Below are 25,211 nucleotides of genomic sequence, written 5' to 3' on the forward strand. Positions count from 1 at the left end.
TAATCCAGGAAGAGGGCGCGAGCCGTCGGCAAGTCGTGGGGCCAGGCGGCGCCCTAGCGCGCGATCAATGGGTTGGTAATAATCGAGCAGGCGGCCCACTGGTAGTGGGCCGCAAAGAAGGGGCTAGCGCTTCGCTTGCTTCTTGTGCGTGGGCTTGGGTTTGGCTGCCGCGGCTTTGCCGCCCTTTGGCTGGCTCGCCGCCGGATGGCCACTCGGCTTAGACGACGATCGAGTCGACTTGCCCTGGGGGTGAGCAGCCTTACCCTTACGGGCTTTCATGCTCACCTTGGCGGTTTCTGCTGCCTGCACCTTCTTAGCTGGCCGTGCAGGCTCAATACGTTCAGCCTTTTCGGGTGCTGGCGTCACGATTGCGCCGGGTGCATCACCGGGAAGCGGCGGCGGGCCATCGGCAGCCGTTGCCGGTTGAGCCAGCATGGCTCCAACAAACGCAAAAATTGCCACTCTTGTATTGATCACAGTCTATCCTTCTCTACATCCGGGCATATCCCGCCGGTCGCGGGCGCGCCCCGTCAAACCTTGTTGCAGCGGTCTTTATGGCATAATCATGCCGCATGCATGACTGCCGCCTGTCGAATCCGGTAGTTCCGTCCTGACAACCCTGACCCTATTAAGTTGCAGATATGTCCAATCTTGGCGAACATCCGCAAACGCCGGCTCCGATTATTCAAATCGAAAAATTCCTCAGTTCCAAGAACACGGAACGCTGGTGCAAGATATTGTCTCCGGCCTTTCCCGGCGCGGCCTATTGGCTTTGCCAGGAGGCGCGTATCTTACAGGAATTCAATCATCAGCACCCCTTCGTCGCCCGCTTCATCGGGGTCGATATTGAACGTCGGATTTTGGTAACGGAGGCACCTGGATTCACGCTGTCCCAGTGGCTTGCGACGCCCACACAAGCGCTCGACCACCCCTTCCAGCGGTCCAGCGATTTGTTGCGACTGATGGTTGCCGTATGTGAAATCGCCGATGCACTGCATCGAAAAGGCGTGGTCCATGGCGGCTTGCGGCCTGATGCTCTGTGTATCAACCTCGATTCGAGCCGGCACGTTGATTACACCTCGATCAAGCTGATCGACTTCGGTAGCGCGCATAGTGCGCAGCATCGTCTCGAAAAGCCGCTCTTCATCGACCCGGATCATCGCAACGCTAATTATCTGTCACCCGCGATGAGGGATGTCATCCGCAAGGATTGGCAGGAATATTTGCGGGTAGTTGAAGAGACGGACAAGTTGGGCTGGTTCGAGCTGTCAGAGCGCGCCAAGTCTCAGTACGAAACGGTTCTGCTGTCGAGCGTCCAGGCCAATCACCTCGACTGGCGCGTCGACATGTTCAGTCTGGGCTACTGGTTCTCACAAATATCGCTGCATCGCATCGACTACTTCAACGCATCACACCAGGAAAAGCTGCCCAAGGTGCTCAAGCGCATGCAGAAGACGCTTTGGCAAGGCGGCTACGGTAGCTTCGACGCCTTGTTGCGTGAACTTCGCAGCTTCGAACTCGACCCTCAGCCGGCCTTGGTCGATGCCCTTCCTGCCAGTGGCTCCGTCGCCTCGCTGTCGCCTACGCCGGAGTCCGCCTATGTACCGGCCTCTGAGGTCATGGGCACGGTTGCCGCACCCGAGACCTTTGCCCCATCAGGTAAAGCCAGCCACCTTTCCGGCGCGCTCGACGCGGCTCGCGCCAAGGCGCACAAGCGCAAGCAGCTGCAGGCGCTGGTTGCCGGTGCGGCCGCACTCGCCATCGGCTTTGCCGGGATGATGTGGTATTTGTCCAAACCGGCAGAACCCAAGGCGGAGTTCACCCAGCCAACACTCGACCACCCCGAATCATCCGTCGAGCGGCCTACCGCTCATGCGGCAAGCAACACCAAGGCAGCGCCGGTCGCAGTGCAAGAGCCTGCCACGCCACCTGCGCAGCAGGATACACCCGTCAGTCCAACGGAAGTGCCCGCACCTTCCGTCGACAGCACACCGCAACCGGCCCCCGTAGCAACCAGCCCTGCCGAGCCTCAGAATGATCTGCGCAAACGGGCGGAAGGCGGGGACGCAAAGTCTCAGACCGAGCTGGGGCTGGCCTACCGCAGCGGCAGAGGTGTGCCGCAGGACAACGAGCAAGCCGTGAAGTGGTATCGCAAGGCGGCTGAACAAGGCGAACCGGATGCCCAGGCTTACCTTGGCTTCATGTACATGACTGGCAGAGGGGTCGCCCGCGATGACAAGGAGGCGGCACGCTGGCACCGCAAGGCGGCAGAGGCCGGCAGCGCCCTGGGTCAGTACAATCTTGGGCTGATGTACATGCATGGCCGTGGCGGGCTTGATCAAAGCAATGTCAACTCGTTCACCTGGCTGAAATTGTCTGCCGAAGGCGGCAACGGGGCAGCCCGATCACAATTGGTAACACTGGAACAGCAGATGAGTAAGGCCGATCTGCAAGAAGCGAACCGCATGGTCGCCAACTGGAAAACCAAGCACAAGAACTGACCCGGCCCCGCTTTTCATACCCCCTCAGGAAGGCGCACCTGGCGCGCCAACCGGGCCTTCGGCAAAAACTCTCAAGCGCTTGACTCTGTGCCGCCTTTACTCTTAAATGCTGCGTTAGAATTCGGGCTCTAAAGCCAGACGGTCAGTCTGTTTTCGGCACCGCAATTCAACAATCAACAAAGAAGTTGGATACAGACAAGGTGAGGAATATGGCAAACGGTACGGTCAAGTGGTTCAACGATGCCAAGGGTTTTGGCTTCATTACGCCAGCGGAAGGCGGCGAGGATGTGTTCGCACATTTCTCCGCGATCCAATCCCAGGGCTTCAAGACCCTTAAAGAAGGACAAACGGTGAGCTTCGATGTCGTCTCAGGCCCCAAGGGCAAGCAGGCCAGCAACATTCAGCCGATCTGAGCGTCGAATTGCACCATGAAAACAGGCCCAGATGGGCCTGTTTTCATTTGGCTTGCGCATAAATCGGCCGGGCCGGCCGTTCAGACATCGTCATGCATGGCCGCGAGCGTGGCCGAGCGGAAATCGCGCCGATACAGCACGAATACGATCAGCGCCGTGGCGGCAGCAAACAAGCCGGGGCGGATAAACCAGGCAACGCCGGCGAGGCCGAAATAATAGGCACGTATGCCGCGATTGAATTCGTCGCCGGCATAGGTATTGACCGCTGCGGCACGGCGGGCAAACCCATCGTGCTCGTCCTTTTCCTCAGGCATCGGCGCCCCGCCGATCAGGATGGAGAGGAGATTGAACTGACGCAATGACCAGGTGAACTTGAAATAGGCGTAGATGAATATCACCAGCATCAGCAGCAACTTGAAATCCCAGCCAGCCTTGGAAGACGCATTGTGCGGGGCTATCGGCAATTCGGAAATAAAAGAGATCACGTGCTCGGATGTCCCGATCAGCGCCAGAATGCCGGCAATGATGTACATCGACGTGGTGGCAAAGAAGGACACGCTGCTCACCAGGTTGCCGACCAGCGCGGCGTCGGTTACCCGGTTGTCACGTAGCAGCATGCGCCGCATCCACGCAAGACGGTAGACATGAATGACATGAGTCAGGCTGCGCCCGCCTGCCCGCAAGGCATCGGCGTAGTACCCGTACCCGACCCAACAGGCCACGAACCACAGAAAAGCCAGCCAATCGAGCGGAAGTAAGGACATCATGTTTATTACAAGTGGATGATTTGACGCGACGATTCAGCACCTAAAGGTGTAGAATTCGGGTTATTACTGATGGGCATGGGCAGAAATCGTCGTCGGCATCGCGAATTTTGTACAGAGTGCGCAGCAGTGAGTGATTGCCACATCGTGGCTCACAGCATACAAGCTTCCTATTTTACAACCAAGCCGCGGCCAGCCTGAACCGGGCAGAGCCAGTCAAAAAAGACGGTGGTTGAGGTAAGTATCGAGGCGGAGCGCATCCGCCATTTTGTTTTTTCAGGAGATCAAATATGCTGTCATCGACTTCGGCCGGTGCGGGTATCATTAATCCGCCGGCTTACGTCAAGAACAAGCGGTTGCTTGAATGGGTAACAGAGATGGTTGCGCTGTGTGAACCGGAAGCGGTCTACTGGTGCGACGGCTCGCAAGAGGAGTACGACAGCCTCTGTGCCAAAATGGTAGACAGCGGCACCCTTATCAAGCTCAACCCTGCCCTCCGTCCTAACAGCTTCCTCGCCCGTTCCGATCCGTCCGACGTTGCTCGCGTCGAAGATCGCACCTTCATCTGCTCCAACGAGAAAGTCGACGCCGGCCCCAACAACAACTGGGTCGAGCCTGCGGAGATGCGTGCCACGCTCAACGGCCTGTTCAAGGGCTGCATGCATGGCCGCACGATGTATATCGTGCCGTTCTCGATGGGCCCGCTCGGTAGCCCCATTGCACACATCGGCGTCGAAATCAGTGATAGCGCTTATGTCGCCGTCAGCATGCGCACCATGACCCGCATGGGCAAGGGCGTTTATGACGTGCTTGGTGAAAATGGCGAGTTTGTGCCTTGCATGCACACGGTTGGCGCTCCGCTTGCCAAGGGCGAGCAAGATGTCGTCTGGCCTTGCAACAAGGAAACCAAGTACATCGTCCACTTCCCCGAAACCCGTGAGATCTGGTCTTATGGCTCGGGCTACGGCGGCAATGCCCTGCTTGGCAAGAAGTGCTTCGCCCTCCGCATCGCGTCGACCATGGGGCGTGATCAAGGCTGGCTGGCCGAGCACATGCTGATTCTCGGCGTCGAATCACCGAAGGGTGAAAAGACCTATGTCGCGGCAGCCTTCCCGTCTGCCTGCGGCAAGACCAACTTCGCCATGTTGATCCCCCCCAAGGCATTCAACGGCTGGAAGGTCACCACCATCGGCGACGACATCGCATGGATCAAGCCGGGCAAGGATGGCCGTCTGTATGCGATCAACCCGGAGGCAGGCTACTTCGGCGTCGCGCCAGGCACATCGGAAAAGACCAATCCGAACGCCATGGCCACCCTCAAGGAAAACTGCATCTTCACCAACGTCGCACTGACCGACGATGGCGATGTATGGTGGGAAGGTATGAGCAAGGAGGCGCCAGCACACCTGGTCGACTGGCAGGGCAAGGACTGGACGCCCGATGTCGCCAAGGAGACTGGCCGCAAGGCAGCCCACCCGAATGCGCGCTTCACCGCACCGGCGTCGCAATGCCCGTCGATTGACGAAGACTGGGAAAATCCTGCCGGGGTACCGATCTCCGCCTTCATCTTCGGTGGCCGTCGTTCGCATGCCGTGCCGCTGGTTGTCGAAGCCTTCAACTGGAACTACGGCGTCTACATGGCCGCTACCATGGGCTCGGAAACCACGGCGGCAGCCATGGGTAAGCAGGGTGAGACCCGTCGTGACCCGTTCGCCATGCTGCCATTCTGCGGCTATCACATGGGCGATTATTTCAACCACTGGTTGCAAATGGGGCACATCGTCGAACAGAAGCCGCAAATTTTCTGCGTCAACTGGTTCCGCGTCGATGAGAAAGGCCAGTTCATCTGGCCAGGCTTCGGCGACAATATGCGAGTGCTGCAATGGATCGTCAACCGCTGCCAAGGCCAAGCTTCCGCACGCCAGACGGCACTGGGCTGGATGCCGACCTATCAGGATATCGACTGGAACGGGCTCGACAGCTTCACGGAAGCCGATTTCGAGAAGGTTACGTCGATTGACGCCAAGCTGTGGCAGCAGGAACTCGACGAACATGGCGAATTGTTCGAAAAGCTGAAGGAACGCCTGCCCCAGCAGCTCGTCCTGAAACGTGAGTTGCTAAAGCTTGCACTGAACGTCTAAGGCTCACCCTCAGCAATAAAAAGGCCCGTGGCTCCGCTGCGGGCCTTTTTATTGGGCCTCCACACGGTCGAATTTGACTGGCATACGGCGAGCCCGACAAGCATGACTGCCGATAAAATAGAGCCAATCCGAGCGGAGCCTTAACTATGAAAACTCGCGGTTTTACGCTGATTGAACTACTGGTAGTCATGGCGATCATTGCCATCCTGGCCCTGATGGCAACACCGATCTACTGGAAAAAGTACCAGAGCGGCCAGCAGAACGCCCAGAAAACTGCGATCGAGGATATCCGCAAAGGCATCGACGCCTACAAGAAGGCCAGCGACGATGGGCGGATTGCCAAGCTGCCGAGTGAATCCGGCTATCCCCGCTCCTTGAAGGAATTGGTCAGCGGTGTTGACGACCTGAAGAACCCCGGCAAGAAAATCTACTTCATGCGTGAAATGCCACGAGACCCCATGTCCAAGGACATGAGCGCCTCATCCGACAAGACCTGGGGTACACGCAGCTCGAACAGCCCGGCGGATAATCCCGCTCCCGGAGATGATGTCTTCGACGTGTACTCGCTTGCGGCAGCAAAAAGCGGGAGTAAATAGCAGCCGAGACGCTTGCAGATGCTCGCCTGGTGCGGCGCAACATGTTAAATTTCCGAGACAATCAACGTCTTGCATTCGGGAGAAACATATGACATTCCAGACAGCGGATCTGACCGACGAACACGCGAACCTGCAGGTCGCAACACCAATGTTCCAGCGCTATGGCGGCAAGGTGCAATTCCATGGCGAAATTGCGACCGTCAAGGTATTCGAGGACAACGTGCTGGTAAAGGATGCCTTGGCCGAGCTAGGCCATGGCAAAGTGCTTGTCGTTGACGGGGGTGGTTCCTTGCGCTGCGCCCTTGTCGGCGACATCATCGCGGCCTCGGCGGTAAAGAATGGCTGGGCAGGTGTGGTCGTCTATGGCTGCATCCGTGATTCCGCCGCGATCAACGGCATGGATATCGGCGTTCGCGCGCTGAACACTCATCCGCTGAAAAGTATCAAGCAGGGAGCGGGCTACCGTAACGTGCCGGTAACCCTCGCCGGCGTGACGTTCCGTCCAGGTGAATTCGTCTACGTGGACGAGGACGGCATAGTGCTTTCTGCGGATGCACTATTGTAAGCAATTTCATTAGAATCCAAGGCATACCCAGTTCTAGTCGAGGTAACAGCATGCCAGCACTGATCGATCGCTTCAGCAGGCGCATCGATTACTTGCGTCTTTCGGTAACAGACCGCTGTGATCTGCGCTGTACCTATTGTATCCCCGAAGGCTTCAAAGACTTCGAGGAGCCGTCTCACTGGCTCACCTTCGATGAAATCGAGCGCCTGATCGGGGTCTTTTCCCGTTTGGGCGTATCGAGAATCCGTTTGACCGGTGGCGAGCCGCTGCTGCGCAAAAACCTGCCGCAACTCGCCGCCAGGCTCACCGCGCTGCCCGGCGTCGATGATCTCTCTCTTTCCACCAATGCCACGCAACTGGCCCGCCACGCCGACGAGTTGAAAGCTGCAGGGGTCAGGCGACTCAATGTCAGCCTGGATTCGCTCAGCCGCGAGTGCTTTTCCAGCATCGCCGGCAAGGACAGCTTCGAGCGTGTGATGGAGGGGCTGCTCGCAGGCAAGCGAGCTGGATTCTCCCCAATCAAGATCAATATGGTGGCCCTGAAAGGGCGCAACGATCATGAGATCAACCGTATGGTCGACTTCTGTCGCGAGCACGGTTTCATTCTGCGGCTGATCGAGGCCATGCCGATGGGCGAAACCGGACGCAACGCTGAGTATCTCGATCTGCAGCCGGTGGCTGATCGCCTGAAACACGAATATGGCCTGGTGGATCAGACCCTCCCCTTGGGAGCTGGCCCGGCACGTTATCTGAGAAGTGGCGACGGCCGCCTCAATATTGGTTTCATCACCCCGATCTCCCAACACTTCTGCGCCACCTGCAACCGGGTACGGCTATCGGTCGATGGCACACTCTATATGTGCCTGGGTCAGGAAGAACGCTTCGAATTCCGGCCACTGCTGCGCGGCGGAGCCACCGACGCGGAGCTGGAAGCGGCAATCAGGGAAGCGATTGAACTCAAGCCGGAACGCCATGAATTTACCGAGCAACCCAAGAAAATTGTACGGTTCATGTCGATGACCGGTGGCTGACCTCACCATGCGTAAAAAAGGCCAACCCGCAGGTTGGCCTTTTTTACGCAATCAAGCAGTTCACGCGATATGGTCTGCGATGAACCGCTTCAACTGGGTCACGTCAGCATCCATTTCCTCGACCCGCTGAGGCAGACGCTCAAGCTCGTCGGCAAATGCTGGCCGTACCGGCTTCTCACCAAGCGCTTCGACGATGGTGTCTTCAAATTTGGCGGGCAGTGCAGTTTCCAGCACGACCACTGGGGCACTGTCGTCACGCACTTCCAGCGCGACCTTCATGCCATCTGCCGTGTGAGGGTCGATGGTGACGCCGTACGCAGCTTTTGCCTGGCGAATCGTCGTCAGTCGATCTGCGTGGCTACTACGCCCCGAAGCGAAGCCATATTTGCCACCCACGTCACCAAAGCACTGCGCGCCCGACAGGTCGAAACCACCGGCCTGATCGACTTGGTGCCATAGCTCGGCCAGACGTCCGCTATCCCGCCCGACCAGGTCGAAGACAAAGCGTTCGAGATTAGAGGCCTTGGAAATATCCATCGACGGACTCGACGTTGCCTGAGCCTCGCCACGCACCTTGTAGACACCGGTACGGAAAAACTCGTCAAGCACGTCATTCTCGTTGGTCGCCACGATCAGCTGCTTGATCGGCAGGCCCATCTGGCGTGCGATATGGCCAGCGCAGACGTTGCCAAAATTACCTGACGGCACCACGAAGCTGACCGCGTCGCCATTCTTCTCGCTTACCGCGAAGTAAGCTTTGAAGTAGTACACCACCTGGGCGACGATGCGCCCCCAGTTGATGGAATTGACGGCACCGATCTTGTAACGTGCTTTGAACGCGGCATCGTTATTGACCGCCTTCACCATGTCCTGCGCGTCATCGAACATGCCTTTGACGGCGATGTTGTAGATGTTGGCATCCTGCAGGCTGTACATCTGGGCGCGCTGGAACGGGCTCATCTTGCCGTGCGGCGACAGCATGAACACATTGACCCGATGCTTGCCACGCATCGCGTATTCAGCAGCAGAGCCGGTATCGCCACTGGTCGCACCGACGATATTGATCTGCTCACCCCGCTTTTCCAAGACGTACTCGAACAGATTGCCCAACAGCTGCATGGCAACGTCCTTGAACGCCAGCGTCGGCCCGTTGGACAACTCAAGAATGTGCAAGCCCGGTTCGAGCGTCTTGAGTGGCGTGATGTCGTCTGAACCGAAGATTTCCTTGGTATAGGTCTTGTCGACGATGGCCTTGAGGTCTGCAGCAGAAATATCCGTTGCAAACAAGCTGACGATCTCGAACGCCAGCTCGGGATAACTCAATGCGCGCCAGCGGGCCAGGGTGGCCTCGTCGATCTGCGGATACTGTTCCGGCACGACCAAACCGCCGTCGGGCGCCAAGCCCCCGAGCAGGATATCGCTGAAACTTTGTGGCGCCATGCCGCCACGGGTACTGATATAGCGCATTGTGCCGGGCCCTTACTTGTCCAGGGTTTCGAGGCGGATGCGGGTGACCTTGCCATTGATGGTCGGCAACGCTTCAATGCCGGCAATGGCTGCATTCACATCCTTCTCTACGGCCAGGTGCGTGAGGATGATCACATCCACCAGTGTTTGCCCTTCGGCCGGCTCCTTCTGCATCATCGCGTCGATCGAAATATCGGCGTCGGCCAGGATGCGGGTAACGTCGGCCAGCACGCCCGGCTTGTCTTCCGCGCTGAGGCGCAGGTAGTAGCAGGTTTCGATCTCGTCGATTGGCAGAATGGGCAGGTCGGACAGCTGGTTCGGCTGGAAGGCAAGATGCGGCACTCGGTGCTCGGGGTCGGCCGTATGCAGGCGTGTAATGTCGACCAGATCGGCTACAACAGCAGAGGCAGTCGGCTCGGCACCGGCACCAGCGCCGTAGTACATGGTCTGCCCGACCGCATCGCCCTTGGCCAGCACGGCATTCATGACGCCGTTCACATTGGCGATCAGCCGCTTTTCCGGGATCAGGGTCGGATGCACGCGCAGCTCGATGCCGCTGGCCTTGCGCTTGGTGATGCCAAGCAGCTTGATGCGGTAGCCGAGCTCTTCTGCGTATGTGATATCAGCGCTGGTCAGCCTGGAAATGCCTTCCAGATACGCCTTGTCGAATTGAACCGGGATACCGAAAGCGATGGCAGACATCAGCGTCAGCTTGTGAGCCGCATCATGGCCCTCGATGTCGAATGTCGGATCAGCCTCGGCATAACCCAGGCGCTGTGCTTCCTTGAGCACGTCGGCAAAGTCCGAACCCTTTTCACGCATCTCGGTCAGGATAAAATTCGAGGTGCCATTGATGATACCGGCGATCCACTCGATGCGGTTGGCCGTCAGGCCTTCGCGCAGCGCCTTGATAATCGGGATGCCGCCTGCGACGGCCGCCTCGAAGGCCACGATCACGCCCTTATCCTGCGCCTTGGCGAAGATCTCGTTGCCATATTCGGCAAGCAGCTTCTTGTTTGCCGTCACCACATGCTTGCCGTTTTCGATCGCCTTGAGCACCAGCTGCTTGGCAATCCCGGTGCCGCCAATCAGCTCGACCACGATATCGATGTCGGGGTGATTGACGACCTCGTTACCGTCGGCGGTAACCGTCACGCCCTCGCCCGCGATCTGGCGGGCACGGTCGACGTTGAGATCGGCGACCATGGCGAGTTGAATCTCACGCCCAGCCCGCCGGCTGATTTCTTGTGCATTGCGTTTGAGAACGGTGGCGGTGCCGCCGCCGACAGTGCCGATGCCTAACAGGCCTACTTTGATCGGTTTCATAAGAAGTATCTGGTCAGATGGGTTTGCGAAACGAAAACGAATTGATGACGAAGCCTTCGCGGAAATAAAACTTGTGCGCCTGCGTCCGCTGGGTGCCGGATTCCAGCTCGAGCGAGGCTGCGCCACGCTGCCTCGCCTCGTGTTCGAGCCACTCGATCAACGCCTGTCCAACGCCTCGTGAGCGCCGAACCTTGTCGGAAACCAGGTCGTCGACATAGAAACGCAGGCCGGAAAAAGTGTTGCGGAATGCCCGGTAGACGGCAAGCCCAACGACGGCATCATCGTCGATGGCCACGACCATCTCGCCGCCATCGGCAAAGATGGCTTGCATGGCCGCCTGGTAATCCGATGGCAGCTGCTGGCGCAACTGTCGATGCACCCCCTCTGCCCGCTTGAGCCATTCGGGCTCAGTCAGTTCCCTGGAAGCATTGGTAAGGGCGAGGATGTGCATGCCAAATCAGACCGCGTGACGTTTTCGATAGTGTTCAAGGAAGTGCGCGATACGGCCGATGGCTTCCTGCAGGTCGTCGGTATTCGGCAGGAACACCACGCGGAAATGATCCGGTGTCGGCCAGTTGAAGCCAGAGCCCTGTACCAGCAGCACCTTCTCTTCGAGAAGCAACTCCAGGATGAACTGCTGATCGTCCGCAATCGGGTAAAGCTTGGGGTCGAGTTTGGGGAACAGGTACAGCGCCCCTTGCGGCTTGACGCAGGTCACCCCGGGGATGTCGGTAAGCAGCTTCCATGCCAAGTCACGCTGACGGCACAGCCGGCCCGTCGGCGCAACCAGATCATCGATGCTCTGGTATCCGCCCAGGGCGGTCTGGATTGCATATTGCGCCGGCACGTTGGCACACAGTCGCATCGAGGCCAGCATATTAAGGCCCTCGATATAGTCCCGGGCATGCTTCTTCTCGCCGGAAACGACCATCCACCCGGCACGATAGCCGCAGGCGCGGTAATTCTTCGACAGGCCGCCAAACGTGATGCAAAGCACGTCCTCGGCGAGCGACGCGATCGAGGTATGGGTCAGGCCATCAAACAAGACCTTGTCGTAGATCTCGTCAGCATAGACGATCAGCTGATGCTGGCGCGCAAGCTCCAGGATTTCCTTCAGCACCTCGTCCGGGTACACCGCACCGGTAGGGTTGTTCGGGTTGATCACGACGATCGCACGGGTGTTCGGCGTGATCTTGTTGCGAATATCGTTGATATCGGGCAGCCAGCCAGCGCCTTCGTCACAGATATAGTGGCGCGCCGTCCCGCCGGCAAGGCTCACGGCGGCGGTCCACAATGGATAATCCGGCGCCGGCACCAACACCTCGTCGCCATTGTTCAACAAGGCCTGCATGGACATCACGATCAGCTCCGACACCCCGTTGCCGATGTAGATATCGTCGATGGTCACCCCAGTCACCCGTTTCTGCTGGGTGTAATGCATCACCGCCTTGCGCGCGGCGAACAGCCCTTTGGAATCGCAGTATCCGGATGCATCGGGCAGATTGTGGATGACGTCCTGAATGATCTCATCCGGCGCATTGAAGCCGAATGGCTGCGGATTGCCGATGTTGAGCTTGATGATGCGATGGCCCTCTTCCTCCATCTGCTTGGCTTTTTCGAGGACGGGACCGCGGATGTCGTAACAGACGTTGAGCAGCTTGTTGGATTTGGAAATCGGTTGCATGTTCACTTACCTTGCCTTGTTCGTGGGATTTGCATGCTGTCGGGCATGCGACCGTCCGGGGTGAGGTCTGTATGCCCTACCGGGCCATATCAGTCGCACTGCGACGGCGAATCATCGCGGCAGTCGCCAGAACGGACGGAAACAAGGTTGTAATCACGCAATCATCCATTGCAATCAGGTGAAAACCCAGCGAATTCTTGCTCGGGTAAAGGGCTATAATCCTACCTGACTCAATAGAGCATCGCAAATTAACTAACGGTTATTTGAGAACATGAAATTGCATCTTGCTTCCAATGCGGGCGCCAATCAGTTTACGGGCTATGGTGATGGCTACGTCGAGATCAACAAGACCCGCCACGACGGCAGCGTGCTGGTGACGATCGATTCCATAACCGCATGGCCAGTGGAAAATGTCGACGCCCTTGCCGACACCGATTTCGACCAGATCCTGGCCGCCAACCCGGAAGTGGTGCTATTGGGTACCGGCCCTACCCTGCAGTTTCCTCACCCCAGGTTGTACAAGGCGCTGACTGCACGCCAGATCGGTGTCGAGGTCATGGACACCAACGCCGCATGCCGTACCTTCAACATCCTGATGAGTGAGGGACGACGCGTGGTTGCGGCAATCCTGCATCGCTGACCCGCGACTGGCATCGTCACGATCACCGCCAGACATAATCTGCCAATTCCAGTGCAGCAAACAAAAAGGCCACTACCGAGGTAGTGGCCTTTGTAGTTACCGGTCTGGTGAAACCGACCGGTACTCTTGTTATTGCTTCTTCTTGCTTCTTGTTTTTCTTAGAAGCTGTGGCTGATACCGATCTGGTAGGAGGTCGGGTCAGCACCGCGCGGCGTAGCGGCAAACGGAGCCTGGCGAGCAGACTGGTCGTTGACCGCGCCATTGATGAAGAAGTTGTAAGCTGCGTTCGCCTCGTTCTCGACACGAGCGTAAGTCGCGTAGATGTTGGTGCGCTTGGAGAATGAGTACATACCGGTCACCTGGTAGTAGCGTGCGCCCGACTCGCCATCCTTCTGGCCGGTCCACTGCTTCACGTCATTTGCCTGGCCGAAGGTGGCAAAGGCATCGATGGCATCGTTGAACTTGTAGCTGGCAGCAAACACCCAGGTATCGCGGCTGGCGTCACCCACGGTCTGTACCGCGGTGGGGTCACCGGTCACCAGTGCCTGCGCCTTGCTCAGCATGGCAATATTGTCGGCGAACTGGCCGTTGAATTTGTTGACCTGACGCTCATAGACCAAGCCCAGACGCAGCGGCTGAATGACCTGATAGCCAAGCGAAGCCTTGATGCCATACGCCTTGTCGATAATGCCCCCCGCGACCAGCGGAACCGGATCGCGCACCTGCATGTACGCGAGGCTCGCGTACATCCAGCCAGGGAAGTAGGCCAGGGTCACTTCGGTCGATTGCGGGTTGGTCTGACGGCCAGGCGTCGTGCCAATCACTGGAGCGGTCAGTGCATTCAGGCCGCCTGCGATCGGCGCAAAACCGTTGCACGGATTCGGATTGGTCGCCGGACTGCAGCTCATGTCGTTGTACCAGTTGCCTTTGGATTCCGGCGCGGTCGCCGCAACCAGAGCCGAGAAGCCCTTGATGACGGGGGACTTGTACTGAATGACATTGCTTGCACGGGTACCGACGTTGTAGAACGGCACGGCGAACTTGGACAGCGAAGCCAAAGGCGACTGCCCCACACCGGGGATTGCAGCAAGGTTCGGCAGATAACCCGACGATGCGGCGCCAGAGTTGTATTCATAGCCGAGTACCGCCAAGGCGGTCGACGTATTGCCCGAACGCAGCAGGTGCAGTTCGTTCGGTACGTGCTTGTCGAAGTACATGTCCAGGCGGCCAGCCTGCAAGGTACCCCAGCTGGAGGAGCGCAGACCAACAAACGACTGGCGGGTGGCAAATGTAGCGCTGCCCGATGCCGGCTTGGACACATCGCTAGGCGCACAACCGACGTAGCCGCAGCCATCATCGGGCTTGATTGCCGTCTCGATCTGGTAAACAGCCGATAGGCCACCGCCCAGGTCTTCCTGGCCCTTGAAGCCAAGGTAGGACAGCGAATCGGTTACGCGCACGCGGCCGTCGATGTCTTTTTGGCCGTTGGACAGCAGCAAGTTGGCCGTCGTGCTGTAAGGCGACGTCGCAGCGTATTGTGTCGCACCTTTGGCTTCGACATGCTCGACGCCCATCCCCAGGTGACCATATACCGTCACGCTATCCGCCAGCGCTACCGGTGCTGCCAGTGCGGCCATGACCGCCAAGGCCGTACGATTGATTTGCATTGCACACTCCCTCTCAATACTTGCGCCGAACAACTCGTGTCGGCGCTCTTGTTGGACCGTTATTAGGGTTTGCCCCGATTCTGCCTATGCCCCCTCATGGTGACAAGTGCTTTTATTCTAATTTGGCGATATTCGCTTTGAGGTGTTGCGATTGTGCAACGACTGGCCTGCAAGGCACTCAGGCGCAGGTTTGTTTGTAGCCGATCAGCGCCTGCTTACGGCACAAAAAAACAGGCGCCCGAAGGCGCCTGTTTTCTCATCAATCACCCGATAAATCGGGAAGATCGTGAATTAGAAGCTGTGGCCGATGCCGACATTGAAGCCGGAAACGTCCTTGCCCTTGACCGTGCCAACGGCGTTGACGGACAGGTCGCGGATCGCATTGGCTTCGTTGTCCAGCTTGGTGTACAGAGCACGCGCATAGGTACGCTTGGACAGGTCATACTTCACACCAACGGTGTACTGCTTCGAACCGGTGTCGCTGTTGTCGCCTGCATCACCCACCTTGCCGTACTGAGCGAACGGAACGATTGCGCCGAGGGTGTAGGAAGCCGACAGCAGCCAGCCCTTCTGCTTGCCCTTGGTGGCGTACTTGTCGTTGGCCTTGATTTGTTCGTAGCCAGCGCCGAGGTACAGGCCAGCCAGCTTCAGTGCAGCGAAGCCCTTGTAGCCTTCGATCTTGCCACCGTTTACAGCCTTGTTGGTCGCGGCATCAGTGTTCGAACCATTCTTGTCCTGCTCGTAAGCAAAACCCACATCGAACATCGGCTGGCTATACAGAGCGGATACGGCATAAACATCAGTATTGCTTACCGAATTGTCAGCCGGCGCTACAGCGGTATTTGCTGCCTTGTTTTCGGCAGTGCCATACATAGCCTTGGCCTGGAAGCCAACGACGACAGGCGATTCGTACAGAACAACGTTCTTCAAACGCTTGTCGAGCTGGCCGAATACGCCACTACCCTTGCCTGCAGTGGTCGGGTCGTAGCCACCGGAACCCTGGTCGCCGATACCGTCGAATGCAGCGTTCAGCCCGCTAGGAGTCAGGCTCTTGTAAGGCGAGTCATAACGGCCCAGCTTCACTGCACCGAAACCGCCGGCCATACCAACAAAGCTGTTGCGCGATGCAAAAGCGTTAGTGTCAGCGCTAGTGCCGCCGTCATCCGGACGGACGCGGCTTTCAACTTGCCAGATCGCCTTCAGGCCAGAACCCAGATCTTCTTCACCCTTGAAGCCAATCTTCGAGGTTTCGTCCGAAACGCGAGTCTTGGAAACACCGTCTTGAACCTTGACGGACTCAACGCCGGCCTTCACTTGGCCGTACAGCGTCACGCTGGTATCGGCCATTGCTGCAGGTGCAGCAACTGCGGCTGCTACAGCCAATGCGATCAGTTTCTTGTTCATTCAAACGCTCCTTGAGATATAGATTTTCGGCTACGGCGGTGCCGCGCCAACTCCCTGTGCGAAAGCTACAGGCATTCTGCCAAAGCAGTAAAAACAGGCGCAAGGATAGTCAGGACCTTCCTTGCCATCAGCGATTCGAAACGTTGCAATTACGCAACAAACTGCGGCGCCATTGTCGTATAGCGGTATTACAGAACGATGAAATCCGCGCCGAGCCTAATATTCAGTCATGCGCAAAGAACAATCGGGCCAGCTCCACCCCTGGTTGCTCGGCCCGCATGAAGGCCTCGCCGACAAGGAAGGTATTCACCTGGGCGGATTGCATGCGCTCGACATCGGCACGCCCGAGAATGCCGCTTTCCGTCACGACGATGCGGTCGGCGGGGATGCGCTCAAGCAGATCGAGCGTGGTATCGAGCGACACCTCAAAGGTGCGCAGATTACGATTGTTGATGCCAATCAGCGGCGTTTTAAGTTGCAGTGCAGCATCCAGCTCCTCCCCATTATGCACTTCGACCAGCACGGCCAGCCCCAGCTCCATCGCCACCTGCTCGAAGGCCTGCATGGTTGCCAGATCGAGCGCGGCGGCGATCAGCAGGATACAGTCTGCCCCCATCGCCCGGGCTTCATAGATCTGGTAGGCATCGACCATGAAATCCTTGCGCAACACCGGCAAGGCGCACGCCGTACGGGCTGCCTGCAGGTAGGCCGGCGCCCCCTGAAAGAACGGCGCATCGGTCAGCACCGACAGGCAGGCCGCGCCATGTTCGGCATAGCTGCGGGCGATCTCGGCCGGGACGAAGTGCTCGCGGATCACGCCCTTGCTGGGGCTGGCCTTCTTGACCTCGGCAATGACGGCAGCCTGGCCGGCTGCATGCTTGGCGCGGATCGCGCCGACGAAATCGCGGGCTGGCGTTTGGGCCTCGGCTTCGCGACGAACAAGGGCCAGGGGTTTGACGGCCTTGGCTGCCGCGACTTCTTCGGCTTTGACGGAAAGGATTTTTTGCAGGATGTCGGACATGGCGGGAATATCGGGGTTGAGCGCAAGACGACCATTGTAGAGGGTCGCCTCCCCTTGCCTCAACCCATCCCGCCGACAAGCGCCTGCTTTTGCGGGTCCGCCGCGCCGTGGCATGGCAGTCAGAACCGATATTCGGGGTTCTCGGGGCTGAAGGTGTTGGCGGCGAGCTTCTTGTGCTCGATGCGTTCAAACACGATGCGCTCAAACACCTCGCCCTTGGCGTCGCGGCTCTCGGTGACGCGGATCAGTGGTTGCGCCAGATCGACGGTGAGCCGGGAGTCGCTGGCATAGTAGGTCGGCTGTCCCGGCGTGACGAAGCGGAACTCGATCATGCGTTTGGCCCCCTCGCCCACCACCTTGCGTTCGACCGGATCGGTCGGCTTGCCATTGGCCTTGAGCAGGTCATAGTCCTTCTGGAACTCGTCGAGGATGAAGGCGAAGCCGAGATGGCGAACCGTATGCCTGGACTGGGCGCGAGCGATCATGCCGTCGATGGCGTTGCGTGTGGACACCGCGCCCAGCAGACCGCCGAGGTGCGCAAGCATGGAGCCCGCATCGACCTTCTCGTCGTAGATCACCTCCTGGCCCGAACGCGGGCCGCCATCGAGCCAGCGCGCGTAGACGGCACGGGGCGAATGGCGGTAACGCACCAGCATGCGCTCGGGCTCGCTGGGCAGCGTCTTGCCCATGCGCTCCTGACGCAACATCAGCGTCTCGTACTCGGGTGCGGCACGGTCGTTGCGCCTGAGCATCGACAGCCAGGCTTCCCAGCGCGTGCTGGCGAGCACCGCATCAAGCTCAGGGCCGCTCATGTGGGTAAGCGTGGCGTCGTGATAGGCCTTGTCCAGCCAGTCGGCCTGCGCGTCGTTGCTCAGTGACGCCAGATTGCGGCGAATCGCATTGGGATCTTCCGCCTGCACCAGCAGGGCGGTAGCGGCCAGGGCCAGACCGAGCACCCGGCCGTACCAGGATGATAGTTTCATGCATATTCCTTGTTATCGAGCGCGGCGAGCCAGGACTTGCCTTGGGCAATCAGCTCGCGCGAATCATGTTGCCACGGGTAAAAATCACGGCGGAAGAATTGCCGCCAGGCGGGCAGAATCTTCCACACGAGGCCGGGGTCGCGGCCAAACATGAAGTTGAATCCCTCCTGCCACACCCTGGGCGACCATAGCTTGCCATCCTTGCGGATCAACGACCAGGCATTCCATTGCATATCGAAGGGGAACATCAGGCTGACCAGCAGCATGGTGATCACCCGGCGCCGGTAGCCGCCACCGATCTTTTGATAGAGATCGAAGGCCACCGCCTTGTGCTCCAGTTCCTCCACCGCGTGCCAGATCCAGATGCGGCGGAAATGCGGGTGCATGTCCGCCAGCCATTGCGGGTGGCTCAGTATCGCCTCGGCCATGATCGCGGTGTAGTGCTCCAGGCACACAGTCAGCGCCAGATGGTCCTTGGGCCGGGTGTGGCGCCGATTGAACTGGATGATGCGCAGGATGCGATCCTCCAGCTTCTTGGTGGGATAACCGCTGCGCTCCAGGTGCGCGTTATAGGCGGCATGCTCGTAACGATGCCAGCCTTCCTGCCCGATGAAGCCGCGAATGTCGGCGTCGAGTTTCGGATCGTCGTTCTGGTCACGGAATTCGCGAACCGAGTCGATGAAGGCCTGTTCGCCGTGAGGAAACATCAGCGACAAGCCGTTGAGAAAATGGGTGCGGTAAGGCTGGCCTCGATTCCAGTAGGTCGGCAGGCCAGCCGGCCATTCGAGCCGCAAGGGGCGTGGCTCGATCTGCAGATCGGCGAGATCCATGGCGAGCCTCCTCACACGGCATTGACGGGTTTGGCGGCCCTGCGGCGCTTGAGCCGGAACTGGGTGAAACGCGCACCGAGACTGGCGACGCTGGCCGGGCACAGCCGATACAGGCCGTCGATCAGCGCGGCATCCGGCCCGATCAGCACGCGCGTCTGTTTGCGCTTGACCGCATTCAGGATGGCGGCGGCCGCGGCTTGCGGCGAAGTACGCGCCAGCCGGTCGAAATCGGCCACCATATCGCCACGGTCCTGCGCCACCAGCGAGCAATCGCCAACCCGTGCATGACGCGCGATATCGGTCTTGATGCCGCCGGGGTGGACGCAAGTCAGCGTGACTGCCGTGTCGGCCAGCTCCTCGCGCAACGCATCCGAGAACGCGCGAACCGCCGCTTTCGAAGCGTTGTAGATCGACTGTGTCGGCACCGAGAGCATGGCGAAAATGCTGGACACGTTGACCAGCGCCGCCTCGTCGGCTCGCTGCAGATAAGGCAGAAAGGAGCGGCAGCCATGCACGACGCCCCAGAAATTGATGTTCATGAGCCAGTGCATGTCATCGAGCGCCCCATGCAGCACGGTGTCGGTCAATGCCACACCGGCATTGTTGATCATCAGGTCGCAGCCGCCGTAGGCCTTGGCCACGTCAAACGCAAATGTCTCCACCGCCAGCGGGTCGGCCACGTCGACCACCGCGGTCAACACTTGCGCGCCATGCCCGCGCAAGCTGTCGGCCACGGCCTGCAGCTTGTCCTGATGGATGTCGCACAGCGCAAGCCGCATACCTTCCTTGGCGCAGAGACGGGCGAGCGCTTCGCCGATTCCCGATGCCGCGCCGGTGATGACGGCAACCTTGCCGACAAGCGCTTTCATACGCGCCTCCCCTGCCGCAGCAATGCGGCGCATTGCAGACTGCAAGCCATGCGGTTCTCCTTCTCTCTGATGTGTTGGGAGGGTCTGGCGCCCACCCTGCGATTTTTAGAGTATATTACCTAATTCTTTGTTTAAATCAACTGATTTACTTGTTAACATATTCATACCACAGGCTTTTCCAGCGGGACCACGCATTGCCCTCACCAACTCGCCAGCAGCTGTTGCTGGCCGCGCTCAAACTGTTCGCCGAGAACGGCATCCATGCCGTCTCGCTACGCTCGATCAACCAGGCCGCCGGCGCCCGCAACTCCGGGGCGGTGCACTACCACTTCGACAGCAAGCTCGGGCTGCTGTCGGCCCTGGTTGACGACCTGATGCAGCGCATCGTCCAGTATCGCGGCGATGCGCTCGAACGGCTGTCGGCGCGGCACACCCCGCCCACCGTGGAGGACTGCCTCGATGCCTTCTTCCGCCCATTGTGGCTGCTGCATTTCGACCCGGAAGTGGGCAACGTGGCGACCAAGTTCTTCCTGCAGCTGCACATCACGCCGATTCCGGAAATCCAGCGGCAGATGGCCGAACGTGGGCAGGTTTCCTGGCAACAGGTGGAAGCGCTGTTGCTGCGCGCGTTGCCGCACAAACGGCGCGCCCAGCTGAGGCTGCACATCGGCATGGGGTGGATCAGCGTACTCAACGGCCTGGCCGCGCTTGACCTGATGGCCGTCACACCGCTCGGCGACATGCGTACCGGCTCGCTGGAGGAGATGATGCCGGCGTTCATGGCCTATCTCGTCGCCGGCATCAGCGCCTGAGCCTCGGCGCTGGCCACGCGCCTCGGGTACCCGCACGAGCCGTGTGGCCATGCAGGCAGATAACGCTGCCCGCTTTCCAGAAACGAAAAGGCCACCCATTCAGGTGGCCTTTCTGTTTTTGTGCTGAACCGAGGCTCAGCCCGCTGGTACGGCATGCTGGTTGGTGAACTCGATCAGCTGTTGCAGCCTGTGCTTGGCATCGCCGCTCTCCAGCACATCGCGCGCGCGCTCGATGCCGGTTTCGAGCGTATGGGCTTTGCCCGACACATAGATCGACGCGCCCGCGTTGAGCAGCACGATGTCGCGCGCCGGGCCGGGCTCGTTGTCGAGCACCGAGAGCACCATGGCGGCGGAATTCTCGGCGTCGAGCGCCTTGATCGCGTCGAGCTCGCACTCCGCCAGGCCAAACTGGCTCGGGCGGACCGTGTATTCATTGATCTCGCCGTGCTTGAGCTCGGCCACCATGGTCTCGCCGTTGAGCGTGATCTCATCGAGGCCATCCTGGCCATGCACGACCATCACGTGGCGGCTGCCGAGCTGCTTCAGCACCCGCGCCTGGATACCGACCAGATCGGGGTGGAACACGCCCATGAGCTGGGCATCGGCGCCGGCCGGGTTGGTCAGCGGCCCGAGGATGTTGAAGATCGTCCGCACGCCGAGCTCCTTGCGCACCGGCGCCACATACTTCATCGCGCTGTGGTACTGCGGAGCGAACATGAAGCCGACGCCGATCTCGTCGATCGCACGGCCGACCAGCTCCGGCGTCAGGCTCAGGTTGACGCCGAGCGCTTCGAGCACATCCGCGCTACCGGACTTCGACGACACCGAGCGCCCGCCGTGCTTGGCCACCTTGGCGCCGGCCGCCGCGGCAACAAAGGCCGACGTGGTCGAGATATTGAAGGTGTGCTGGCCGTCACCGCCGGTGCCGCAGGTATCGACCAGATGAAACGTATCCTTCACCGGCACCTTGGTCGAGAACTCGCGCATCACGGTCGCCGAGGCGGCGATCTCGGACACGCTCTCCACCTTCACGCGCAGCCCGATCAGGATGGCGGCGATCTGCGTCGGCGCCACCTGCCCGGACATGATCTGCCGCATCAACGACACCATCTCGTCGTAGAACAGCTCATTGCCATCGATCAGGCGGTTCAGCGCCACTTGTGGTGTGATCATCATGTCTCCCCGTTGATATGTGCTGCTCAGCCGAACTCGCGCAGGAAATTGCGCAGCATGTCGTGCCCATGTTCGGTCAGGATGGACTCGGGATGGAACTGCACCCCCTCGATGGGCAGCGATTTGTGGCGCACGCCCATGATTTCACCGTCGTCGGTCCAGGCCGTGACATCGAGGCAGTCCGGCAGGCTGTCGCGCTCGATCACCAGGCTGTGGTAGCGCGTGCAGGTGACCGGGTTGGGCAGGCCCTTGAACACGCCCACGTCGCGGTGATGCACCGGCGACACCTTGCCATGCATCAGCTGCTTGGCATGCACGATCTTGCCGCCAAAGGCCTGGCCGATGCTCTGGTGACCAAGGCAGACGCCGAGAATCGGGATCTCACCCTTGAAGCGGTCGATCGCCGGTACCGATACGCCGGCTTCGTTGGGCGTGCACGGGCCGGGCGACACCACCAGATACTTGGGCTCGAGCGCGGCGATCTGGTCGAGCGTGATCTCGTCGTTGCGGTGCACGACCACATCCTGGCCGAGCTCCCCGAAATACTGGACGAGGTTATAGGTAAACGAGTCGTAGTTGTCGATCATCAGCAACATAAGTCATCTCTTGCATGTATTGGGATGTGAACTGCGTGATCAGCCGCTGGCTGATACCCCGTTCGGCGTGACCCTTGCTTCGCTTTGCCGCCTCACCGGGGATGGAGGCGCAACAGGTCGTGTGGATGGCTTGGCGAGCTACCGCCACCAACGAGGGGAGAACGAGGAGAGGAACAAGACTTGTCGCTGCATAGTGCGACTATTCTAGCAATCGTGGACACGGGCGTACAGGCCGAATCCGGCTGGCGCTCCCACTGCCGGCCATGACGACAAATCGAGCGGGTCGATAGGGCCATGCCGCCATCAGAGTAACGGTGGCACCGCCAAATTTAGAGCAAACTATCAAACGCTTGATTGCATATTCTTATTTTTGTATATACTACTCCGCTGAAGCAAAAGAGATCATTTAGATTCAGGGACTTCAAACAGGCCAGCACATGCACTTTGCCTGGAGCTGGCATGCCTCGGGGATATAGGGAGACCCGCCATCACGCCGCCACACTTGCCGCCTGCGATCGCGATACGCCTAGCCGTTTCACGCCTGCCGACCGTGCCGCAGATCCTCTTGCGCCTGCTCGAGCTGTGCCAGGACGACGACGCCGACTTCGCCGAGCTGGCCGAGCTGATCGGCCATGATGCCGGCTGCACGGCCAAGGTCATCGCGGCGACCAATGCGGCGGAACACTACGGCAGCAAGAAAATCTCACGCCTCGACCAGTGTCTGGTGATGCTCGGCAAGGATGCGGTGAAAACGCTGATCATCAGCGAATCGGTGTTCCAGGTCTTCAATGCCTTTTCCGGCGTCGCCAGCCATGATCTGCGCGCGTTCTGGTGCCACACGCTGGCGACGGCGCTGCTGGCCAAGAGCCTGGCCCACCAGTGCGGCTACCCGCACCCGGAAGAGGCCTACCTTTCCGGCCTGCTGCACGACGTTGGCCGGCTCGGCCTGCTGTCGGCGATCCCGGAAGGCTATGGCGACCTGTTCGAGCAGGAAGACTCGGACAGCCTGTGCGTCAGCGAGCTGACCAAGCTCGATACCACCCATGCCGCGGTGGGCGGCTGGCTGGTCGACCAGTGGCGGCTCGACAGCTTCATCGGCGACAGCGTGCGTTACCACCATGCCAGGTCGGATGCACTCGCGCCGGCCCACGCGCTGATCCGCATCACGCATGTCGCCAACCGTCTGGCGCAGGTGCAGGGGCAACGCCCGATGGACATGGATGCCATCGCCGAGGCCGAGCGCATCGCCCAGTCGCTGTGCGGCATCGATGCGCAGACCTGCCGCCAGATCAGCAGCGCGGCCCGCAGCGAGGTCGGCAAGGTGGCGGAAAAATTCGGCATCCATATCGATGGCTTCGCCGACGACGATGCCACCTCACCGCCGGCCGACGACCGCCATGACGATGACGCCACGCGCCGCGCACTGACCGAGGCCGTGCGCAACATCGCGCTGTGCAACCTGTCCGGCCTGCGCCTCAATCAGGCAGCGAGCACCATGCCGGCGCAGCACCACAAGCATGAACACCCGGATGCGGCCCTGCTCGCCGCCTTCTCGCACACGCTGCAGATCCTGTTCGGCCTGCAATGCCCGGTGGTCTTTCTGCGCGAGGCGCGGCAGGACCAGTTGCACGGCATGCCGCTGGCCGCCGGCCTGTCGCGGCTGGAGCAGATCACGCTGCCAATCACCCGCGACAATGGCGCCGCGGCGCGGGCCCTGCTCGACGGCGGCGTCATCGAAACTGCACGCACGGCCGAGCCGCTGGCGATGATCGACGAACAGCTCCTGCGCATGCTCGACGCCGACCGGCTGATCTGCGTGCCGCTCGAGTCCGGGCGCCACTGCCTCGGCACACTGGTGCTGACCAATGCCGCGCGCGGCGCGCCCGACGTGCCCGGCCGCGACAAGCTGCTGCTTGGCCTGGCGGCCCAGGCGGCCAGCGCGCTGCTGGCGCGGCGCGCGCATCATCATGCGGAGCAGGTGCGGGTGCAGGATATGCAGGCGGCCTTCCAGCTCCATGCGCGCAGCGTGGCGCACGAAGCCAACAACCCGCTCGCCATCATCAAGAATTATCTGGCGCTGCTGGCGCGCAAGCTGGCCGACCCGGCGCAATCGGGCCTGCCCGACATCGGCGGGGAGCTGCAGATCATCCGCGACGAAATCAACCGTGTCGGCACCATCCTGGCACGCCTCGCCGAGCCGTCCGCAATGGCCGAATCGCAGCAGGGCGCGGCCTTCGACATGGCCAGGCTGATCGAGGAGACCGCCACCTTCTGCCGCGACATCGCACTCGCCGGCAGCGAGAAGCAACGCCCCGCCATCTCAGTACTGAGCCGGGCGGCGGACAAGCTGCCGGCCGTGGCCGCCGATCGCGCCCAGGCCAAGCAGGTATTGCTGAATCTGGCCAAGAACGCGCTCGAAGCACTCGATGGCCGCGAGGGGCAGATCACGCTCGAAGCCAGCGGCGTCATCAACCGCGATGGCGAGCTGCTGCTGGAAGTGCTGGTGCGCGACAGCGGCCCCGGCATCGCCCGGGATGTGCTGGCGCGCCTGTTCAGGCCGATCCAGACCAGCAAGGGCGCAGGCCACCAGGGCCTGGGGCTGGCCATCGTGAAGGAACTGATGAACGACATGCAGGGCGCCGTATCCTGCCGCTCCAGCTCGCTGGGCACCGAATTTGCTTTGCTGTTTCCTGTCGTACCAACCCGGCAAACCGTGCGGGAGCCGTAA

The 25,211-nt window shown here is 60.1% G+C and carries 23 protein-coding genes; 9 read left to right on the forward strand and 14 right to left on the reverse strand.

What is annotated here, in order from left to right; translation table 11 throughout:
• Window positions 1-123: 123 nt before the first annotated feature.
• Complete coding sequence (locus ABWL39_RS14235) at window positions 124-477, reverse strand: hypothetical protein (RefSeq protein WP_367792402.1); 354 nt, start codon at window positions 475-477, stop codon at window positions 124-126.
• A gap of 164 nt (window positions 478-641) precedes the next feature.
• On the opposite strand from ABWL39_RS14235, the gene ABWL39_RS14240 reads away from it, so the two are divergent.
• Together ABWL39_RS14240 and ABWL39_RS14245 are read left to right on the forward strand one after the other, a co-directional pair.
• The gene (locus ABWL39_RS14240; protein ID WP_367792404.1) at window positions 642-2,501 is read left to right on the forward strand and encodes a hypothetical protein; all 1,860 of its coding nucleotides are present in this window, start codon (window positions 642-644) and stop codon (window positions 2,499-2,501) included.
• 209 nt (window positions 2,502-2,710) lie between these two features.
• A complete protein-coding gene (locus ABWL39_RS14245) occupies window positions 2,711-2,914 on the forward strand; it encodes a cold-shock protein (protein WP_367792406.1) in 204 nt (67 codons plus the stop codon).
• A gap of 80 nt (window positions 2,915-2,994) precedes the next feature.
• Here the strand turns inward: ABWL39_RS14245 and ABWL39_RS14250 are convergent, their stop codons facing one another.
• Entirely contained in the window at window positions 2,995-3,681 is a 687-nt protein-coding gene (locus ABWL39_RS14250) for a DUF599 domain-containing protein (RefSeq protein WP_367792408.1), read from the reverse strand.
• 287 nt (window positions 3,682-3,968) lie between these two features.
• On the opposite strand from ABWL39_RS14250, the gene ABWL39_RS14255 reads away from it, so the two are divergent.
• The 4 genes from ABWL39_RS14255 (at window position 3,969) to moaA (ending at window position 8,011) form a co-directional block, all read left to right on the forward strand.
• Complete coding sequence (locus ABWL39_RS14255; RefSeq protein ID WP_367792411.1) at window positions 3,969-5,819, forward strand: phosphoenolpyruvate carboxykinase (GTP); 1,851 nt, start codon at window positions 3,969-3,971, stop codon at window positions 5,817-5,819.
• Window positions 5,820-5,965: 146 nt separating this feature from the next.
• Window positions 5,966-6,415, forward strand: coding sequence for a type II secretion system protein (locus tag ABWL39_RS14260; protein WP_367792414.1), 450 nt, complete (start codon window positions 5,966-5,968; stop codon window positions 6,413-6,415).
• A gap of 88 nt (window positions 6,416-6,503) precedes the next feature.
• A complete protein-coding gene (gene rraA, locus ABWL39_RS14265) occupies window positions 6,504-6,980 on the forward strand; it encodes a ribonuclease E activity regulator RraA (protein WP_367792417.1) in 477 nt (158 codons plus the stop codon).
• A gap of 50 nt (window positions 6,981-7,030) precedes the next feature.
• Entirely contained in the window at window positions 7,031-8,011 is a 981-nt protein-coding gene (gene moaA, locus ABWL39_RS14270) for a GTP 3',8-cyclase MoaA (protein ID WP_367792420.1), read from the forward strand.
• A gap of 60 nt (window positions 8,012-8,071) precedes the next feature.
• On the opposite strand, the gene thrC is transcribed toward moaA, so the two are convergent.
• The 4 genes from thrC to ABWL39_RS14290 are packed head-to-tail and all read right to left on the reverse strand — an operon-like array spanning window position 8,072 to window position 12,488.
• Entirely contained in the window at window positions 8,072-9,478 is a 1,407-nt protein-coding gene (gene thrC / locus ABWL39_RS14275) for a threonine synthase (protein ID WP_367792423.1), read from the reverse strand.
• 12 nt (window positions 9,479-9,490) lie between these two features.
• The gene (locus ABWL39_RS14280) at window positions 9,491-10,804 is read right to left on the reverse strand and encodes a homoserine dehydrogenase (RefSeq protein WP_367792426.1); all 1,314 of its coding nucleotides are present in this window, start codon (window positions 10,802-10,804) and stop codon (window positions 9,491-9,493) included.
• Between the two features lie 13 nt (window positions 10,805-10,817).
• Window positions 10,818-11,255, reverse strand: coding sequence for a GNAT family N-acetyltransferase (locus tag ABWL39_RS14285; RefSeq protein WP_367792429.1), 438 nt, complete (start codon window positions 11,253-11,255; stop codon window positions 10,818-10,820).
• A 6-nt stretch (window positions 11,256-11,261) separates the two neighbouring features.
• Entirely contained in the window at window positions 11,262-12,488 is a 1,227-nt protein-coding gene (locus ABWL39_RS14290; protein WP_367792432.1) for a pyridoxal phosphate-dependent aminotransferase, read from the reverse strand.
• A gap of 271 nt (window positions 12,489-12,759) precedes the next feature.
• Here ABWL39_RS14290 and ABWL39_RS14295 point away from each other — a divergent pair, with 271 nt between their 5' ends.
• Window positions 12,760-13,128: an Mth938-like domain-containing protein gene (locus ABWL39_RS14295; protein WP_367792435.1), complete on the forward strand. Its 369-nt coding sequence runs from the start codon at window positions 12,760-12,762 to the stop codon at window positions 13,126-13,128.
• A gap of 158 nt (window positions 13,129-13,286) precedes the next feature.
• Here the strand turns inward: ABWL39_RS14295 and ABWL39_RS14300 are convergent, their stop codons facing one another.
• From ABWL39_RS14300 to ABWL39_RS14325, 6 genes are all read right to left on the reverse strand, one after another.
• A complete protein-coding gene (locus ABWL39_RS14300; protein ID WP_367792438.1) occupies window positions 13,287-14,795 on the reverse strand; it encodes a porin in 1,509 nt (502 codons plus the stop codon).
• A 291-nt stretch (window positions 14,796-15,086) separates the two neighbouring features.
• The gene (locus tag ABWL39_RS14305) at window positions 15,087-16,199 is read right to left on the reverse strand and encodes a porin (protein ID WP_367792441.1); all 1,113 of its coding nucleotides are present in this window, start codon (window positions 16,197-16,199) and stop codon (window positions 15,087-15,089) included.
• 223 nt (window positions 16,200-16,422) lie between these two features.
• A complete protein-coding gene (gene trpC, locus ABWL39_RS14310) occupies window positions 16,423-17,220 on the reverse strand; it encodes an indole-3-glycerol phosphate synthase TrpC (protein WP_367792444.1) in 798 nt (265 codons plus the stop codon).
• Window positions 17,221-17,339: 119 nt separating this feature from the next.
• Window positions 17,340-18,203, reverse strand: coding sequence for a DUF1571 domain-containing protein (locus ABWL39_RS14315; RefSeq protein ID WP_367792447.1), 864 nt, complete (start codon window positions 18,201-18,203; stop codon window positions 17,340-17,342).
• Complete coding sequence (locus tag ABWL39_RS14320; protein WP_367792451.1) at window positions 18,200-19,033, reverse strand: metal-dependent hydrolase; 834 nt, start codon at window positions 19,031-19,033, stop codon at window positions 18,200-18,202. Before ABWL39_RS14320 ends, ABWL39_RS14315 begins: the two co-directional genes overlap by 4 nt.
• An 11-nt stretch (window positions 19,034-19,044) precedes the next feature.
• Window positions 19,045-19,902, reverse strand: a complete 858-nt coding sequence (locus ABWL39_RS14325; RefSeq protein ID WP_367792454.1) for an SDR family NAD(P)-dependent oxidoreductase — start codon at window positions 19,900-19,902, stop codon at window positions 19,045-19,047.
• A gap of 194 nt (window positions 19,903-20,096) precedes the next feature.
• Between ABWL39_RS14325 and ABWL39_RS14330 the strand changes: the two genes are divergently transcribed.
• Entirely contained in the window at window positions 20,097-20,714 is a 618-nt protein-coding gene (locus ABWL39_RS14330) for a TetR/AcrR family transcriptional regulator (RefSeq protein WP_367792457.1), read from the forward strand.
• Between the two features lie 135 nt (window positions 20,715-20,849).
• Here ABWL39_RS14330 and trpD read toward each other — a convergent pair whose 3' ends face one another.
• Both trpD and ABWL39_RS14340 read right to left on the reverse strand, forming a co-directional pair.
• Window positions 20,850-21,887, reverse strand: coding sequence for an anthranilate phosphoribosyltransferase (gene trpD, locus ABWL39_RS14335; RefSeq protein WP_367792523.1), 1,038 nt, complete (start codon window positions 21,885-21,887; stop codon window positions 20,850-20,852).
• 26 nt (window positions 21,888-21,913) lie between these two features.
• A complete protein-coding gene (locus tag ABWL39_RS14340) occupies window positions 21,914-22,483 on the reverse strand; it encodes an aminodeoxychorismate/anthranilate synthase component II (RefSeq protein ID WP_367792460.1) in 570 nt (189 codons plus the stop codon).
• A 550-nt stretch (window positions 22,484-23,033) separates the two neighbouring features.
• Here ABWL39_RS14340 and ABWL39_RS14345 point away from each other — a divergent pair.
• Window positions 23,034-25,211, forward strand: a complete 2,178-nt coding sequence (locus ABWL39_RS14345; protein WP_367792463.1) for an HDOD domain-containing protein — start codon at window positions 23,034-23,036, stop codon at window positions 25,209-25,211.

This window comes from Chitinivorax sp. PXF-14, assembly GCF_040812015.1.
Taxonomy (GTDB): Bacteria; Pseudomonadota; Gammaproteobacteria; order Burkholderiales; family SCOH01; genus JBFNXJ01.